Source organism: Micromonospora sp. CNZ295 (assembly GCF_004217535.1).
On sequence record NZ_SHKZ01000001.1, the window covers coordinates 2831071 to 2845520 of the forward strand.

General features: G+C 75.8%; 14 protein-coding genes. 7 read left to right on the top strand and 7 right to left on the bottom strand.

Going from position 1 to position 14450, the window contains the following annotated elements; all coding sequences use genetic code 11:
- Positions 1–97 precede the first annotated feature (97 nt).
- Positions 98–2971, top strand: coding sequence for a glycoside hydrolase family 9 protein (locus tag EV376_RS13415; RefSeq protein ID WP_130323203.1), 2874 nt, complete (start codon positions 98–100; stop codon positions 2969–2971).
- 127 nt (positions 2972–3098) lie between these two features.
- The gene (locus EV376_RS13420; protein ID WP_130323205.1) at positions 3099–3629 is read left to right on the top strand and encodes a DUF488 domain-containing protein; all 531 of its coding nucleotides are present in this window, start codon (positions 3099–3101) and stop codon (positions 3627–3629) included.
- Positions 3630–3642: 13 nt separating this feature from the next.
- Here EV376_RS13420 and EV376_RS13425 read toward each other — a convergent pair whose 3' ends face one another.
- The 3 genes from EV376_RS13425 to bioB are packed head-to-tail and all read right to left on the bottom strand — an operon-like array spanning position 3643 to position 5361.
- On the bottom strand, positions 3643–4152 hold the full coding sequence (locus tag EV376_RS13425; RefSeq protein WP_486482895.1) for a GNAT family N-acetyltransferase: 510 nt from the start codon (positions 4150–4152) through the stop codon (positions 3643–3645).
- 1 nt (position 4153) lies between these two features.
- Positions 4154–4369: a biotin synthase auxiliary protein BsaP gene (gene bsaP / locus EV376_RS13430; protein ID WP_130323209.1), complete on the bottom strand. Its 216-nt coding sequence runs from the start codon at positions 4367–4369 to the stop codon at positions 4154–4156.
- The gene (gene bioB, locus EV376_RS13435) at positions 4366–5361 is read right to left on the bottom strand and encodes a biotin synthase BioB (protein ID WP_130323211.1); all 996 of its coding nucleotides are present in this window, start codon (positions 5359–5361) and stop codon (positions 4366–4368) included. The genes bsaP and bioB overlap by 4 nt, the downstream gene beginning before the upstream one ends.
- A 186-nt stretch (positions 5362–5547) precedes the next feature.
- Between bioB and EV376_RS13440 the strand changes: the two genes are divergently transcribed.
- From EV376_RS13440 to EV376_RS13455, 4 genes are all read left to right on the top strand, one after another.
- Positions 5548–6684 carry an 8-amino-7-oxononanoate synthase gene (locus EV376_RS13440; protein WP_130323213.1) on the top strand — a complete coding sequence of 379 codons (1137 nt, stop codon included), beginning with the start codon at positions 5548–5550 and terminating at the stop codon, positions 6682–6684.
- A gap of 88 nt (positions 6685–6772) precedes the next feature.
- The gene (bioD, locus tag EV376_RS13445; RefSeq protein ID WP_130328642.1) at positions 6773–7477 is read left to right on the top strand and encodes a dethiobiotin synthase; all 705 of its coding nucleotides are present in this window, start codon (positions 6773–6775) and stop codon (positions 7475–7477) included.
- 53 nt (positions 7478–7530) lie between these two features.
- Positions 7531–9090, top strand: coding sequence for a sensor histidine kinase (locus tag EV376_RS13450; protein ID WP_486482616.1), 1560 nt, complete (start codon positions 7531–7533; stop codon positions 9088–9090).
- Positions 9087–9758: a response regulator transcription factor gene (locus EV376_RS13455; RefSeq protein WP_130323217.1), complete on the top strand. Its 672-nt coding sequence runs from the start codon at positions 9087–9089 to the stop codon at positions 9756–9758. The genes EV376_RS13450 and EV376_RS13455 overlap by 4 nt, the downstream gene beginning before the upstream one ends.
- A gap of 17 nt (positions 9759–9775) precedes the next feature.
- On the opposite strand, the gene EV376_RS13460 is transcribed toward EV376_RS13455, so the two are convergent.
- The 4 genes from EV376_RS13460 to EV376_RS13475 all read right to left on the bottom strand — a co-directional run bounded on the left by EV376_RS13460 (position 9776) and on the right by EV376_RS13475 (position 13451).
- Positions 9776–10594 carry an ABC transporter permease gene (locus EV376_RS13460; protein ID WP_486482617.1) on the bottom strand — a complete coding sequence of 273 codons (819 nt, stop codon included), beginning with the start codon at positions 10592–10594 and terminating at the stop codon, positions 9776–9778.
- Positions 10591–11511, bottom strand: a complete 921-nt coding sequence (locus EV376_RS13465) for an ATP-binding cassette domain-containing protein (RefSeq protein WP_130323219.1) — start codon at positions 11509–11511, stop codon at positions 10591–10593. The genes EV376_RS13460 and EV376_RS13465 overlap by 4 nt, the downstream gene beginning before the upstream one ends.
- Positions 11512–11609: 98 nt before the next feature.
- Positions 11610–12773: a cytochrome P450 gene (locus EV376_RS13470; RefSeq protein WP_130323221.1), complete on the bottom strand. Its 1164-nt coding sequence runs from the start codon at positions 12771–12773 to the stop codon at positions 11610–11612.
- A gap of 9 nt (positions 12774–12782) precedes the next feature.
- Complete coding sequence (locus EV376_RS13475) at positions 12783–13451, bottom strand: 50S ribosomal protein L11 methyltransferase (protein ID WP_130323223.1); 669 nt, start codon at positions 13449–13451, stop codon at positions 12783–12785.
- A 177-nt stretch (positions 13452–13628) separates the two neighbouring features.
- On the opposite strand from EV376_RS13475, the gene EV376_RS13480 reads away from it, so the two are divergent.
- Positions 13629–14432 (top strand): hypothetical protein, encoded by an 804-nt coding sequence (locus EV376_RS13480; protein ID WP_130323225.1) that lies wholly within the window; start codon positions 13629–13631, stop codon positions 14430–14432.
- Positions 14433–14450: the final 18 nt, after the last annotated feature.

Sequence of the window (14450 nt, forward strand, 5' to 3'; positions counted from 1 at the left end):
CCGGCCCGTGGTCTCCACCCACCACCAGCGTCGGCGGCCGGGACCGCCGACGGTCGGGGTTCCCGGTCGCCGGCTCGCCACCCGACAGGAGTAGCTCATGCCGTACCCCAGCCGCCGCTGCCGGGGCGACCAGCCCTGGCCACGGCGCCTGCTCGCCGCGGCCGCGGCCCTCGCCACCGGCCTCACCCTCGGGGTCGGCGCGCCGGCCGCGCATCCCCAGGCCGCCGACGCCGCACCCGCGTTCAACTACGCCGAGGCGCTGCAGAAGTCACTCTTCTTCTACGAGGCGCAGGTCTCCGGCCGGAAGCCGGCCTGGAACCGCGTCTCCTGGCGCGGCGACTCGGCGCTCACCGACGGCGCCGACGTCGGGCTCGACCTCACCGGCGGCTGGTACGACGCCGGCGACCACGTCAAGTTCGGCTTCCCGATGGCGTTCACCACCACGATGTTGGCGTGGGGCGCGGTCGAGTACCGGGACGGATACGTCGCCTCCGGCCAGCTGCCGCACCTGCTCAACAACCTGCGCTGGGTCAACGACTGGTTCGTCAAGGCGCACCCGGCGCCCAACGTCCTCTACGGACAGGTCGGCAAGGGCGACGACGACCACCGGTGGTGGGGGCCGGCCGAGGTGCTGCCGATGGCGCGGCCCGCGTACCGGATCGACGCGAGCTGTGGCGGCGCGGACCTGGCGGGGGAGACCGCCGCCGCGATGGCCGCGTCGTCGATGGTCTTCCGGCCGACCGACGCGGCGTACGCGGACAAGCTGCTGACCCACGCGCGGCAGCTCTACACGTTCGCCGACACGGTGCGGAAGGCCTACCACGAGTGCATCACCGACGCGACGAGCTTCTACCGCTCGTGGAGCGGCTGGCAGGACGAGCTGGTCTGGGGCGCGATCTGGCTCTACCGGGCCACCGGTGACGCGGCCTACCTGGCCAAGGCCGAGAGCGAGTACGACCGGCTCGGCACCGAGAACCAGTCCACCACGCGGTCCTACAAGTGGACGATCGCGTGGGACAACAAGCAGTTCGGCGCGTACGTGCTGCTGGCCCGGCTGACCGGGAAGCAGAAGTACGTCGAGGACGCCAACCGGTGGCTCGACTACTGGACGGTCGGCGTCGACGGGCAGCGGGTGCCGTACTCGCCGGGCGGGATGGCCGTCCTCGACTCGTGGGGCGCGCTGCGCTACGCCGCCAACACCAGCTTCGCCGCGTTGCTCTACGCCGACCACGTCACCGACGCCACCCGCAAGGCCCGCTACCACGACTTCGCGGTGCGCCAGATCAACTACGCGCTCGGCGACAACCCGCGCAACTCCAGCTACGTGATCGGGTTCGGCGCCAACCCGCCGAAGAACCCGCACCACCGCACGGCGCACGGCTCCTGGTGGGACAGCCAGCAGGTGCCGGAGGAGACCCGGCACGTGCTCTACGGCGCACTGGTCGGCGGGCCGTCGTCGCCCAACGACGCGTACACCGACAGCCGGGCCGACTACGTGATGAACGAGGTGGCCACCGACTACAACGCCGGCTTCACCTCGGCCCTGGCCGCCCTCGTCGCCAAGTACGGCGGCACGCCGCTGGCCGGCTTCCCACGGGCGGAGACCCCGGACCGGGACGAGCTGACCGTGGAGACCACGGTGATGCAGGCCGAGCCGCGGGCCACCGGCCTGAGGGTGATGGTCTACAACCGGTCGGCCTTCCCGGCCCGGGCCCTGACCGACGGGCGCTTCCGGTACTACTTCCGCACCGACGGCCCCGGCCCGGTGCAGGTCACCCCCGGCTACACGCAGGGCTGCCCGGCACCGTCCACGGCCCGCCAGGTCTCCGGCGACCTCTGGTACGTCGAGGTCGACTGCACCGGACACACCATCGCCCCGGCCGGGCAGTCGCAGCACCGGATGGAGGTGCAGTTCAAGGTCGGCGTGCCGGAGGGCGGCACCTGGGACCCGACCGACGACCCCTCGTACAGCACCGTCGCCGGACCCAACCCGAACGTGCCGCTCTACGCCGGCGGGCAGCGGGTCTGGGGCAGCGAGCCGGCCCCGCCCACGCCGGACACGGTGCCGCCGACCGCACCCGGCACACCGGCCGCCTCGGCGGTCACCGCGACCGGGGTGACGCTGAGCTGGGCGGCGTCGACCGACAACGTCGGCGTCACCGGGTACGACGTCTACCGGGAGGCCGGGGCCACCGACGTCCTCGTCGGCTCGTCCGCCACGACCAGCCTCGCGGTGACCGGCCTGACCCCGGCCACGTCGTACGCCTTCTACGTGGTGGCGAAGGACGCGGCCGGCAACCGGTCCGCGGCGTCGGCGCCGGTCACCGTCAGCACCGCCGCCCCGTCGGTCCCCGACACCACCCCACCGACCGCGCCGGGCACCCCGGCCGCCTCGGCGGTCACCGCCACGGGGCTGACGCTGAGCTGGGCGGCGTCGACCGACAACACCGGCGTCACCGGCTACCGGGTCTACCGGGAGAACGGGGCCAGTGACCTGCTCGTCGGCTCGCCCACCGCGACCACGCTCGCGGTGACCGGGCTGACCGCCGCCACGTCGTACACCTTCTACGTCGTCGCGGTGGACGCGGCCGGCAACACGTCGGCGGCGTCGGCGCCGGTCACCGTCACCACCGCCGACCCGCCGGTCGCCGGCGCCTGCCGGATCGGGTACGCGACCAACGACTGGAGCACCGGCTTCACCGCCGCCATCACGATCACCAACACCGGTACGGCCACCGTCAACGGCTGGACGCTGGCGTTCGCCTTCCCGCTGACCGGCCAACAGGTCGGGCAGGGCTGGTCGGCGACGTTCCGCCAGACCGGGACGGCGGTGACCGCCACCAACCTCTCCTACAACGGGGTGCTGGCGCCGGGGGCGTCGACGAGCATCGGCTTCAACGGCACCCACACCGGCCAGAACCCGAAGCCCACGACGTTCACCCTGAACGGCGTGGCCTGCACGGTGTCCTGACCGCCGCCGGGTCCGCGCAACTTCGGGGGAACCCGCAACTTCGGGGAAACTGCTGCCTCGACGCGAGCCGAGGCAGCAACATCCCCGAAGTTGTGCGGATCTTGGCAGCTGGCGAAAGGATGCGGGGGTGGAGCGGGCGTTGGTGACGGTGGGGCACGGGCCGGCGGACCGGGAGCGGCTCGGCGAGTCGCTCACCGGGGCGCGGATCGACCTGGTCGTGGATGTGCGCCGGTTCCCCGGCAGCCGCACCAATCCGGACGTCCGCCGCGAGGAGCTGGAACGCTGGCTGCCGGCGGCGGGCATCGACTACCGCTGGGAGCAGCGGCTCGGCGGGCGGCGGCAGACCCCGGCCGGCACACCCGAACCGGACACCTGGTGGACCGTCGCGGCGTTCCGCGCGTACGCGGCGTACACCCGTACCCCGGAGTTCCGGGCCGCCCTGGCCGGGGTGCTCGCCGAGGCGGCGACCCGCACCACGGCGGTGATGTGCAGCGAGAGCGTGTGGTGGCGGTGCCACCGGCGGCTGATCGCCGACGTCGCGGCACTCGGCCACGGCCGGCCGGTGACCCACCTGATGCCCGACGGCCGGCTCAGCCCGCACCGGCCGTCGGCCGGCGCCCGGCGGCTCGACGACGGCGACCTGGTGTGGGACGGCTGACCGGTCGGACGGATCAGTCGGCGAGTTCGTCGGCGAGCAGGTCCATCAGGAGACCGTCGTGCCAGCGGCCGTCCTCGCCGCGCTCGTACCGGCGCAGCACGCCGACCGGCCGGAAACCCACCTTCGCGTACGCGCGGATCGCGGCCGTGTTCGCCGCCGCCGGATCGATCGTGAAGCGGTGGTGGCCGTGGACGTCGATCAGGTGCCGGACCAGCGTGCGGATGGCGTCCCCGCCGAGCCCGGCGCCGCGTACCTGCGGGTCGAGGAAGATGTCGATGCTCGCGTGGCGGTAGTCCGGGTCCTCCTCGGCGTACCACTGGATCGCGCCGACGACCCGACCGGAGTGCTCGACCGCGTAGAGCGTCAGGTCGTCGTCGGCGAGGTCGGCGCGCACCGCGGCGGCGAGGTCGGCCCCGCCGCGCCACCAGCGCCGCACCTCCGGGTGCTCCCGGATCTCGGCGAGGGCGGCCACGTCCGCGGCCGTGGCCGGCCGCAGGGTCACCACCCGCCCGCGCAGCACCAGGTCAGCCTCGTGTCTCGCCGTGCTCGACGCAGACCGCCGACCAGCCGACCGGCAGCACCTGCACCTTCATCCGCCGCCGGCAGTGCGGGCAGTACCGGGGCGGCTCCAACTCCCGGGCCGCCCGGCAGGCCGGGTGGTCGGCCGGGCCGGCGGGCTCGCCGCAGCGGTCGCACCAGGTGCCCGGCCCCGCGTCGGTCGTCGTCACCGGCGTGCTCACAGCGTCGCGGACAGCGCCTTGACCGGCATCTTCAGGTCGTCGAGCAGCTCCAGGTCGGCGGTGGCCGGCCGGCCCAGCGTCGTCAGGTAGTTGCCGACGATCACCGCGTTGACACCGCCGAGCAGGCCGTCGCGCGTGCCCAGGTCGCCCAGGGTGATCTCGCGGCCGCCCGCGTACCGGAGGATGGTGCGCGGCATGGCGAGCCGGAACGCGGCGATGGCGCGCAGCGCGTCCTTGCCCTCGACCACCGGACGGTCGCCGAGCGGGGTGCCGGGACGGGGGTTGAGGAAGTTCAGCGGGACCTCGTGCGGATCCAGCTCGGCGAGCTGCGCGGCGAACTCGGCCCGCTGCTCGACGCTCTCGCCGAGGCCCAGGATGCCGCCGCAGCAGACCTCCATGCCGGACTCGCGGACCATCCGCAGCGTCTCCCAGCGCTCCTCCCAGGTGTGGGTGGTGACGACGTTCGGGAAGTATGAGCGGCAGGTCTCCAGGTTGTGGTTGTAGCGGTGCACGCCCAGGTCGACCAGCTCGTCGACCTGCTCCTGGGTGAGCATGCCGAGCGAGGCCGCCACCTGGATGTCGACCTCGGCCTTGATCGCGGCGACGCCCTCGCGCATCTGCTTCATCAGCCGGGCGTCCGGGCCGCGCACGGCGGCGACGATGCAGAACTCGGTCGCCCCGGTCTTCGCGGTCTGCTTCGCGGCCTCGACCAGGGACGGGATGTCGAGCCACACCGAGCGCACCGGCGAGGTGAACAGGCCCGACTGCGAGCAGAAGTGGCAGTCCTCCGGGCACCCGCCGGTCTTCAGGGACACGATCCCCTCGACCTCGACCTCGGGGCCGCACCAGCGCATCCGCACGTCGTGCGCGAGCTGGAGGGCGGCGGGCAGGTGCTCGTCGGGCAGGTTCAGCACGGCGAGGACGCCGGCCTCGTCGAGGCCGACGCCGTTCTCCAGCACCTGGGTCCGGGCCTGGTCGAGGATCTCTGGCATGGCCCGTACCCTACAAGGCCGCTCCGGCGGCCGGAAACGGCCGCGCGGCGGGCGCGAGCGGAGCACCAGCGGGAGTCGAGACGCACGCCGCACGGGCCCCGCGCCACGCCGGAGCCGCCGGGGCCGGGTGGTACGTTCGCCCCGGCGGAGGCGCCCGGCGGGCGGGCGCCACGGAGGGGAGCGGCGGTGGCGGACTGGCTGGCGGCCCTGGACCGCCGTGCCGAGCTGCGCGCCAAGGCGGGCCTGACCCGCACCCTCCGTCCCCGGGCCGCCGGTGATGCCATGGTCGACCTGGCCGGAAACGACTACCTCGGCCTGTCGGCACACCCCGAGGTCACGGCCGCCGCGGCGGCGGCCCTCCAGGCGTACGGGCTGGGAGCCACCGGGTCGCGGCTGGTGCGCGGCTCCACCGACGCCCACCACGCCCTCGAGGACGACCTGGCCGGCTGGCTCGGCACCGACCGGGCCCTGCTCTTCTCCTCCGGCTACCTGGCCAACGTCGGTGCCGTCCGGGCGCTCGTGCGGCCGCGGACGCTGCTCGTCTCCGACGCGCACAACCACGCCTCGCTGATCGACGGTTGCCGCATCTCCGGCGCGGAGGTCGTGGTGACCCCGCACGCCGACGTGGCCGCGGTCCGCGCCGCGCTGACCGCCGCGCCCGGCCGCCCGGCGGTGGTGGTCACCGAGTCGGTGTTCTCCGTCGACGGGGATCTCGCCCCGCTGGCCGAGCTGCACGCGGTCGCCCGGGCCCACGGCGCGCTGCTCCTGGTCGACGACGCCCACGGGCTCGGGGTGACCGGGCCGGGCGGCGCCGGCGCGGTGGCCGCGGCCGGCCTGACCGGCGAGCCGGACGTGATCGTGACGGCCACCCTGTCCAAGGCGCTGGGCGGGGCCGGTGGCGTGGTCGCCGGTCCGGCCGAGCTCATCCGGCACCTGGTCGAGACCGGCCGGACGTTCATCTTCGACACGGCGCCGCCGCCCGCGGTGGTCGCCGGGGTGCGCGCCGCCGTCGCGCTCGCCCGATCCGGCGACGACCTGCGTGCGGAGCTGGCCGAGCGGGTCACCCTCGCGGTCGGCCGGCTGCGTGCCGCCGGGCTGACCGTGTCGGCGCCCGACGGCGCCGTCGTGTCGGTCACCGCGCCCGGCCCGGAGGCGGCCACCGAGTGGGCCGCCGACTGCCGGGACCGGGGCGTCGCGGTCGGCTGCTTCCGCCCGCCCTCCACGCCGGACAGCCGCTCCCGCCTCCGGTTGACCGTCAACGCCGGGGTGCCCCGGGCGGCCTTCGAGCGGGCCCTGGAGATCATCGTGGAGTGCCGCCCGTGAGCGCGAGGAGTGAGCCGGGGCTGCGAGCCCCGCAGTCGCGAACGAAGGTGGCCCCGTGAGCGTGCGGAGCGAGCCGTGGCGCGGGCCGGTGCTGGTGACCGGCACCGACACCGAGGTCGGCAAGACGGTGGTGACCGCGGCGATCACCGCGGCCGCGCAGGCCGCCGGGCTGCGGGTCGCGGTGGTCAAGCCGGGTCAGACGGGTACGGCCACCGGCGACCCGGCGGACGTCGACACGGTCGCCCGGCTCGCCGCCCCGCTCACCGGCCGGACGCTGGCCAGCTTCCCGGAGCCGCTTGCCCCGTTGGCGGCGGCGCGGGTGGCCGACCTGCCTCCGCTGGAGCTGTACACGGCGGTCGACGCCGTACGCGAGGAGACCGACAAGCACGACCTGGTGCTCGTCGAGGGCGCCGGCGGGCTGCTCGTACCCATGGGGTTGCGGCCCTCGGGCGAGCCGTGGACGGTGGCCGACCTCGCGGTCTCCCTGGGTTGCCCGGCGGTGGTGGTGGCGCGGGCGGGGCTGGGCACGCTCAACCACACCGCGCTGACACTGGAGGCGCTGGAGCGCCGGGCGGTCCCGGCCGGCGTGGTGATCGGCGCCTGGCCGGCCGAGCCGGAGCTGGTCCACTGGGCGAACCTCACCGACCTGGTGCCGCACCTGCTCGGGGCGCTGCCGGCCGGCGCCGGGGCGATGGATCCCGGCGTCTTCCGGCGATCGGCCCCCGGTTGGCTCACCCCGGCGCTCTACGGGGTGCTGGACGACTGGCGCGCCTGGGCCGAGGAGATCAGCTGAGCACTGACTTTCGTCGGTGTCGGGCCAGGTCGGGCGTGGGTAGCGTGGCCGCCGTGGGTGGCTGGCGACGGATGCGGGACCGACTGGCGGAGGCCCGGTGGCGGCGCCGGTGCGTCGACGGGCTGCTCTGGTTGGTGGCGGCGGGGCCGCTGCTCGCCGCCGGGCTCTCGCCCCCGTACGACGCGCGGTCCCTGCTGTCGCTGGCCGGCGGCCTCGCGGTGCTGACCGCGGCGGTCGCCGGGTGCCGCCGGTTCCCGGTGGCGGCGCTGGTCCTCGTGGTGCTCGGCTCGCTGCTCGACGGCAACTTCCTCTTCGTCATCCCGTTCTTCAGCTACCTGGCGGGACGGCGGGCGGCCAGCGCGGCCCCGGCCGGCGTGGCGTTCGCGGTGATCGCCGCCGGGGGCACCGTGCTGAACCTGGTGCTGCTCGGCACCGACGCCGCCACCTGGTTCATGCTCGCCTCGGTGCTGCTCTTCGCCGGGGTGCTGCCCTGGCTGGTGGGCCGGCACCGGCGCCAGCAGGAGGCGCTCGGCGAGGCGGAGCGCCGCCACCGGGAGGACCGGGAACGGGAGCGGCGGGGCCTGGCCGAGCGCGTGCGGCTGCGGGAGCGGACCCGGATCGCGCAGGAGATGCACGACTCCCTCGGCCACGACCTCAGCCTGATCGCCCTGCGCGCCGCCGCGCTGGAACTCGCCGGCGACCTGCCCGCACAGCACCGCGCCGCCGCCGGGGAGCTGCGCGCGAGCGTGGCCGCCGCCACCGAACGGCTGCACGCGGTCATCGGCGTGCTCCGCGAGGAGAGCGGTCCGGACACCGCCGGCCCGGGGAGCGTCACCGACCTGGTCGAGGGCGCCCGGGAGGCCGGCATGGCGGTCCGGCTGGAGCCCCCGGACGGCCTGCCCGACCTGCCGCCGGCGATCGCGTACGCGGTGTGCCGGGTGGTGCGGGAGGCCCTGACCAACGCGGCCCGCTACGCGCCGGGCGCGGCGGTGACCGTGTCGCTGCGCGCCGAGGGGGAGTGGATCGGCCTGAGCGTGGTCAACGCCCGGCCGCCGGCCGGGCCGCTGCCCGCCCCGCCGTCCACCGGCTCCGGCCTGCTCGCGCTCACCGAGCGGGTACGCCTCACCGGCGGCGTCCTCACGGCCGGGCCGCGGGCCGACGGCGGGTTCGCTATCGAGGCCCGGCTGCCCGGGGACGACGGCCCGTACCGCGAGGAGCCCGGGCCGGAACGGTCGGGGCCGGCCGGTCCGGGCCGCCACGACGGGATGGGCGAGGCCGATCGGCGGCTGCGGGACGCGCGGCGGCGGGTGCGACGCAGCCTGCTGGCCGCGGTGGCGGCGCCGGCGGCGATCGCCGCGGTGCTGACCCTGGTCTACTACCCGGTCGCGACGGCGGGCACCGTGCTCGACGAGGCGACCTTCACCCGGCTGCCGGTGGGTGCCGCCCGGGCCGACCTGGACGGGCTGCCGCGCCGCCCGGTGGACCCGCCGGCCGGGGGCGGCCGGGCCGGCTGCGAGCACTACACCGACGGGAACTTCCCCCTGGCGCAGCCGACCTGGCGGCTGTGCTTCGCCGACGGCCGACTGGTCAGCAAGGAGCGGATCGACGGATGAACACCGAGCAGGCCGTGCGGGTCGTCCTCGCCGACGACGAGGCCATGATCCGCGCCGGGGTACGCGCGATCCTGGCCACCGACCCGGGCATCGAGGTGGTGGGCGAGGCGGGCGACGGCCGGGCGGCCGTGGAACTGGTGCGGGCGCACCGGCCCCGGGTGGCGCTGCTGGACATCCGCATGCCGAAGCTGGACGGGCTGTCCGCCGCCGCCGAGATCCACCGGCTGGTGCCGGAGACCGCCACGGTCATGCTGACCACCTTCGGCGAGGACGACCACGTGGCCCGGGCGCTTGGGCACGGCGCCAGCGGGTTCCTGCTGAAGGCGGGGGACCCGCGGGAGCTGGTCGCCGGGGTGCACGCGGTGGCGGACGGCGGCGCGTACCTGTCACCGCGGGTGGCCCGGCGGGTGATCGAGCTGGGCGGCGGGCGGATGGCGCGCCGCCCGGCGGCCCGGGACCGGCTGGTCGGGTTGACCGAGCGGGAACGGGAGGTGCTCGCGCTGGTGGGGGCGGGCCTGTCGAACGCGGAGATCGCGCGCCGGTTGCACCTGGTGGAGGGCACCGTGAAGAGCTACCTGACCAGCATCTTCACCCGGCTCGACGTGCGCAACCGGGTGCAGGCGGCGATCCTCGCGTACGAGGCGGGGCTCGTCGAGCCAACCGGCTGACGAGCCCCGCCCCGGCCTCACGCGTCCCGGCGGCGCAGCGCGGCGCGGCCCAGGGCGAGCGCGGCGGCGGCCCAGCCGGCGAGCAGCAGCAACCCGACGAACGGCGGGTACGGGCCCCCGTCCCCGGCCAGGAAGTGGCCGCCGGCCACGCCGGGGAACGCGTCGGCCACGTGGTCGAGCACGGCGATGCCCGGTTCCTGCAGGGACAGCGGGACGATCATCAGCGTGGCGAGCAGCACGATCAGGGTGAGCACCGCGCTGCGCAGCGCCGCGCCGAGCCCGAGGGCCAGCACGCCGACCAGCGCCAGGTAGGTCGCGACCGCCAGCACGTCGCGCACGGTGTCGCCGGCCGGCGCGGTGCCCCAGCGGCCGAGTGCCGGGCGGGCCACCAGAGCGCCGACCGTGCCGAGCAGCAGCCCGAGCGCGAAGGTCCCCGCCGCGGTCACCACGGCCTTCGCCAGCAGTACGCGGCCCCGCGACGGCGTGCACTGCAGGGTGGTCCGGATCGTGCCGCTGGTGAACTCGCTGGTGACCAGGAGCAGGCCGAGCGCCAGTACGGCGTACTGGGTGAGCTCGACCGAGTCGATCAGGACGCTGCCCACGCTGACGACTCCGGGGTCGTCGGCCGGGTCGTCGTTGGTGTTGTCGTTGCTCACGTAGATGGCGAGCTGGAGGGCGGTGGCGGCCATCACCAGCACCCCGGCCAGGACCGTCCACCAGGTGGACCGGACCGACCAGAGTTTGGTCCACTCGGCGGCGACCGCGCCGGCGAGCGTGCCCGTCCGACGGTCGGGCCCGGGTCCGGGACGGTGGGTGGGCGTGGCGGTCGTGGTCATCGGGCACCACCGCCGGCGTACTCGACGCTGTCCGCGGTGAGGGCCATGAACGCCCGTTCCAGCGACGCCGCCTGCGGGCTGAGTTCGTGCAGCCGGATCCGCAGCTCGTACGCGAGGTCGCCGACGCGCTCGGCGTCGACGCCGGTGACGGTCAGCGCGTCCGGGCCGTCCGGCTCGGCGCCGCCGCCGGCCGCGACGAGCCGCTCGGCGAGCGCGTCGCGGTCCGGCGCGGACGGCACCCGGACCCGCACCGCGCCGCCGGCTCGGGCGATCAGCGCCTCGACCGGGGCGTCGGCGAGCAGCCGGCCGCGCCCGATGACCACCAGCCGGTCGGCGGTCTGCTGCATCTCGCTCATCAGGTGGCTGGACACCAGCACGGTGCGGCCCTCGGCGGCGAGTGACCGGACGAGCTGCCGGATCCAGCGCACGCCGTCCGGGTCGAGCCCGTTGACCGGCTCGTCGAACATCAGGACCGGCGGGTCGCCGAGCAGCGCTCCGGCGATGCCGAGCCGCTGTCCCATCCCGAGCGACAGGGCGCGGCCCGGCTTCGCGGCGGCGCGGTCGTCCAGCCCCACGGTGGCCAGCACCTCGTCCACCCGGCGGGCGGGGATGCCGTTGCTGCGCGCCATTGCCAGCAGGTGCGCCCGGCCGGACCGGGCCGGGTGGATGGCCCGCGCGTCGAGCAGCGCGCCGACCTGGTGGAGCGGGTGCCGCAGCTCCCGGTACGGCCGGCCGCCGACCAGCGCCCGCCCGGCGGTGGGGCGGTCCAGACCGAGCACCATCCGCATGGTGGTGGACTTGCCGGCGCCGTTCGGGCCGAGGAAACCGGTGACGCGGCCCGGCGCGATGTCGACGGTCAGGTCGTCGACGGCGGTCGTGTCGCCGAACCGCTTGGTCAACCCACGAAATGTGATCATGCGAGGACGGTAGGCGCGCGGCGGCTGCCGGCACCGTGCCCGAACGGCACCCACCGACCCTCACTTTGGTCAGGTGGGCCGCTGCCGGCGCCGCGGGGTCAGCTCCGACGGACGACGAAGGCGTCGGGCATCCGGAAGGTGAGGTTGTCCGGGCACCACGGTGGACGCACCACGGTCACGCCGTCCAGCAGCGGGGTGACCTGTTCGACCACCACCGCCGCCTCCGTCCGGGCCAGTTGGTCGCCGACGCAGCGGTGGGCGCCCGCCCCGAAGGCGAGGTGTCGGCGCGACCCCCGCTGCCCGGGCCGGAACTCGCCGGGCGCCTCGACCACCGCCGGGTCGCGGCCGGCGCGGGCCAGCCACAGCACGACACCGGTGCCCGCCGCCACCGCCGTCCCGCCCAGCGTGGTGTCCACGGCGGCCACCCGCCGCCAGGTCACGATCGGCGGCTCCAGCCGCAGTCCCTCCTCGACCACGTCGGCGACCGCCACGGTGCCGGCGAGCAGGCCGGCGCGTACGGCCGGCTCGCCGGCCAGCCGGTGCAGCAGCAGGGTGAGGAACTGCGAGGTCGTCTCCTGGCCGGCGACCAGGAGGAAGAACAGCGCGCCGACGACCACGTCGGGCGGGTGCCCGGCGGCCCGCAACGCCCCGGCGAGGCCGCCCCCGTCGGCCGCGAACTCCCGCAGTACCCGGTGGAACCGGCCCACCTCGTCGGCGAGGGCGAGCTGGCGGTCGGCGTCCAGCGGGGCCCAGAACAGCTCCAGTGCGGCGCGGGCGAACTCCTTCACCGCGCCGACCGGGGCGTCCGGCAGCTCGGTCAGCCGGGCCAGCACCAGCAGCGGCAGGTCGGCGGCGAGGTCGGCGTAGAGGTCGGCGGGGGCGCCGGCGTCGAGGGTGGCGCGGATCGCGCTCACCCGTTCCCGGACCAGCGCGGCCAGCCAGGGCCGCTGGGCGGCCACCTTCGCCGGGTGCAGGGCCTCGGCCACGACCGCCCGCACGCCCGGGTGGCTGGCGCCGCCGTTGTTGGCGAGCGTCGGGGGGAGGCGGAAGCGGTGCCCGGCGAGCACCCGCAGGGCGGCCACCGGCATCGGTGTGACGGCGTCGAGGGCGTTGTCCGGGCGGTACGTCGCCGGGTCGGTGAGCACCTGCCGGACCAGCGCGTGGCGGGTCACCACCAGGTGCTCGACGCCCGCGTGGTCGGCGACGCGGGCCACGTCCGGCCAACGGGCGTCGGCAGGCTCCGCCCAGCTCCGGAACAACACGGCGAAACGCTAGCGGGCCGTCCCCGGCAGCCGGGCGCGCAGCCGCCACACCGTGGTGCGCTTCACCCGTACGCTCTCCAGCGTCTCGGGCACCGGCACGTCGTAGGTGACCAGCTCGTCGAAGCGGTCGCGGGGCAGGAACGCCCGGCCCGGGTCGCCCACCAGCACCGTGGCGCCGGACCGGGCGGCCTTCAGCAGGAAGCGGAGCACCCGCTTCGCCATCGCCTCGCGGTAGAAGACGTCCCCGGCGAGCACGACCTCGGCGTCGCCCGCGTCGCCGTCGAGGATGTCGCCCAGCTCGGCGTCGAGGCGTACGCCGTTGGCCTCGGCGTTGAGTGCGACGGCCGCGACGGCCAGCGGGTCCACCTCGACCGCGCGGACCGTGGCCGCCCCGGCGCGGGCCGCGGCGATGGCGACCAGGCCGGAGCCGGCGGCGAGATCGAGCACCCGCCGCCCGGTGACCAGGTCGGGGCGGTCGGTGACGTACCGGGCGAGCGCCTGCCCGCCGGCCCACGCGAACGCCCAGAACGGGGGCGGCTGGGCGCTGCGGAACTCGCCCTCGGTCAGCTCCCAGAGCCCGACCGCGTCGTCGGCCTGGTGGAGCCGCACCTCGGGGACGAAGGCGACCGGCGCGAGGCGCGCGTGCAGCCGGACGAAGGCGGTGGTGAGCTCGGACACCGGCAGATTCTCCCGTAGTCGCCCGCGCGGCGTGTCGCGGGGGGAGCGTGATCGGTTCACCACGCTCCGTGAAATCGCCCTCCGCGTTCGCCGGTCCGTGCGAACACGCCCGTCTACCGGGTGCCCGCGGGCGCTCCTAGCGTCTGTCGTGGAGGCGACCGACGGGAGGCGGAGAAGGTGACGCTGTGGCGGTACGCGTTGCGGGCCGGGGTGGTGCTGGCCTGCCTGACCGGGGTGGGCCTGGCCGCGCCGGCGCCCGCGTCGGCGGCCAACCGCACGGAGCTGAGCGGGCTGCCCGACCAGTTCCGGGCCGGTGGGCAGGTGGCGACGATCGCCGCCGTGGTCCGGCGGGACCGGGGCGGCTGTGACAAGGTCCGCTGGTCGATGGTGCTGCGGGTGTCCGGGCTCCGGCTCGACCAGGTGCGGGTGGACCGGGTCGAGGAGACCGGTTCGTTCCCGCTGGAGGTGAGCACCGACGGCGACGTGGCGCGGCTGACCGACCGCCAGCTCGACCCCGGCACACTCTGCCCGGACCGGACGGTCACCGCCCGCTACCGGGTGGCGTTCGCCGAGGACGTCACCCGCGGGCGGGTCACGCTGGCGGCGGAGGCGTACGACGCGAACCTGCGTCTGCTGGCGCGCCAGTCGGCCACCCGGACCGTGGTCGGGCGGGGCGGGGACGCGCGGCCGAGCCGGTCGCCGGAGGTCTCCAAGCCCCCGGCCGAACCGAGCGAGCCGGCGGAGCCGGAGGCAGCGGAGGAGGTCCCCGTCGACGAGGGCGTCGCGGAGGTGCCGCCGGCGGCCGCCGGCGCGGGCCGCCCGGTCGCCCGGTCCGGTGGCTTCGGAGCGGTGCAGGCCGCCTTCCTCCTGGGCGGGCTGCTGCTCTCGCTCGGCCTCGGCCTGCTGCTGCGCCTGCGGCACCTGACGAAGGCGGCGCGGGCCGCCGACGCGGAGGCCCACCGCGCCTGGAACCGCTGGTAAGGGCCCCTTCGTAACACC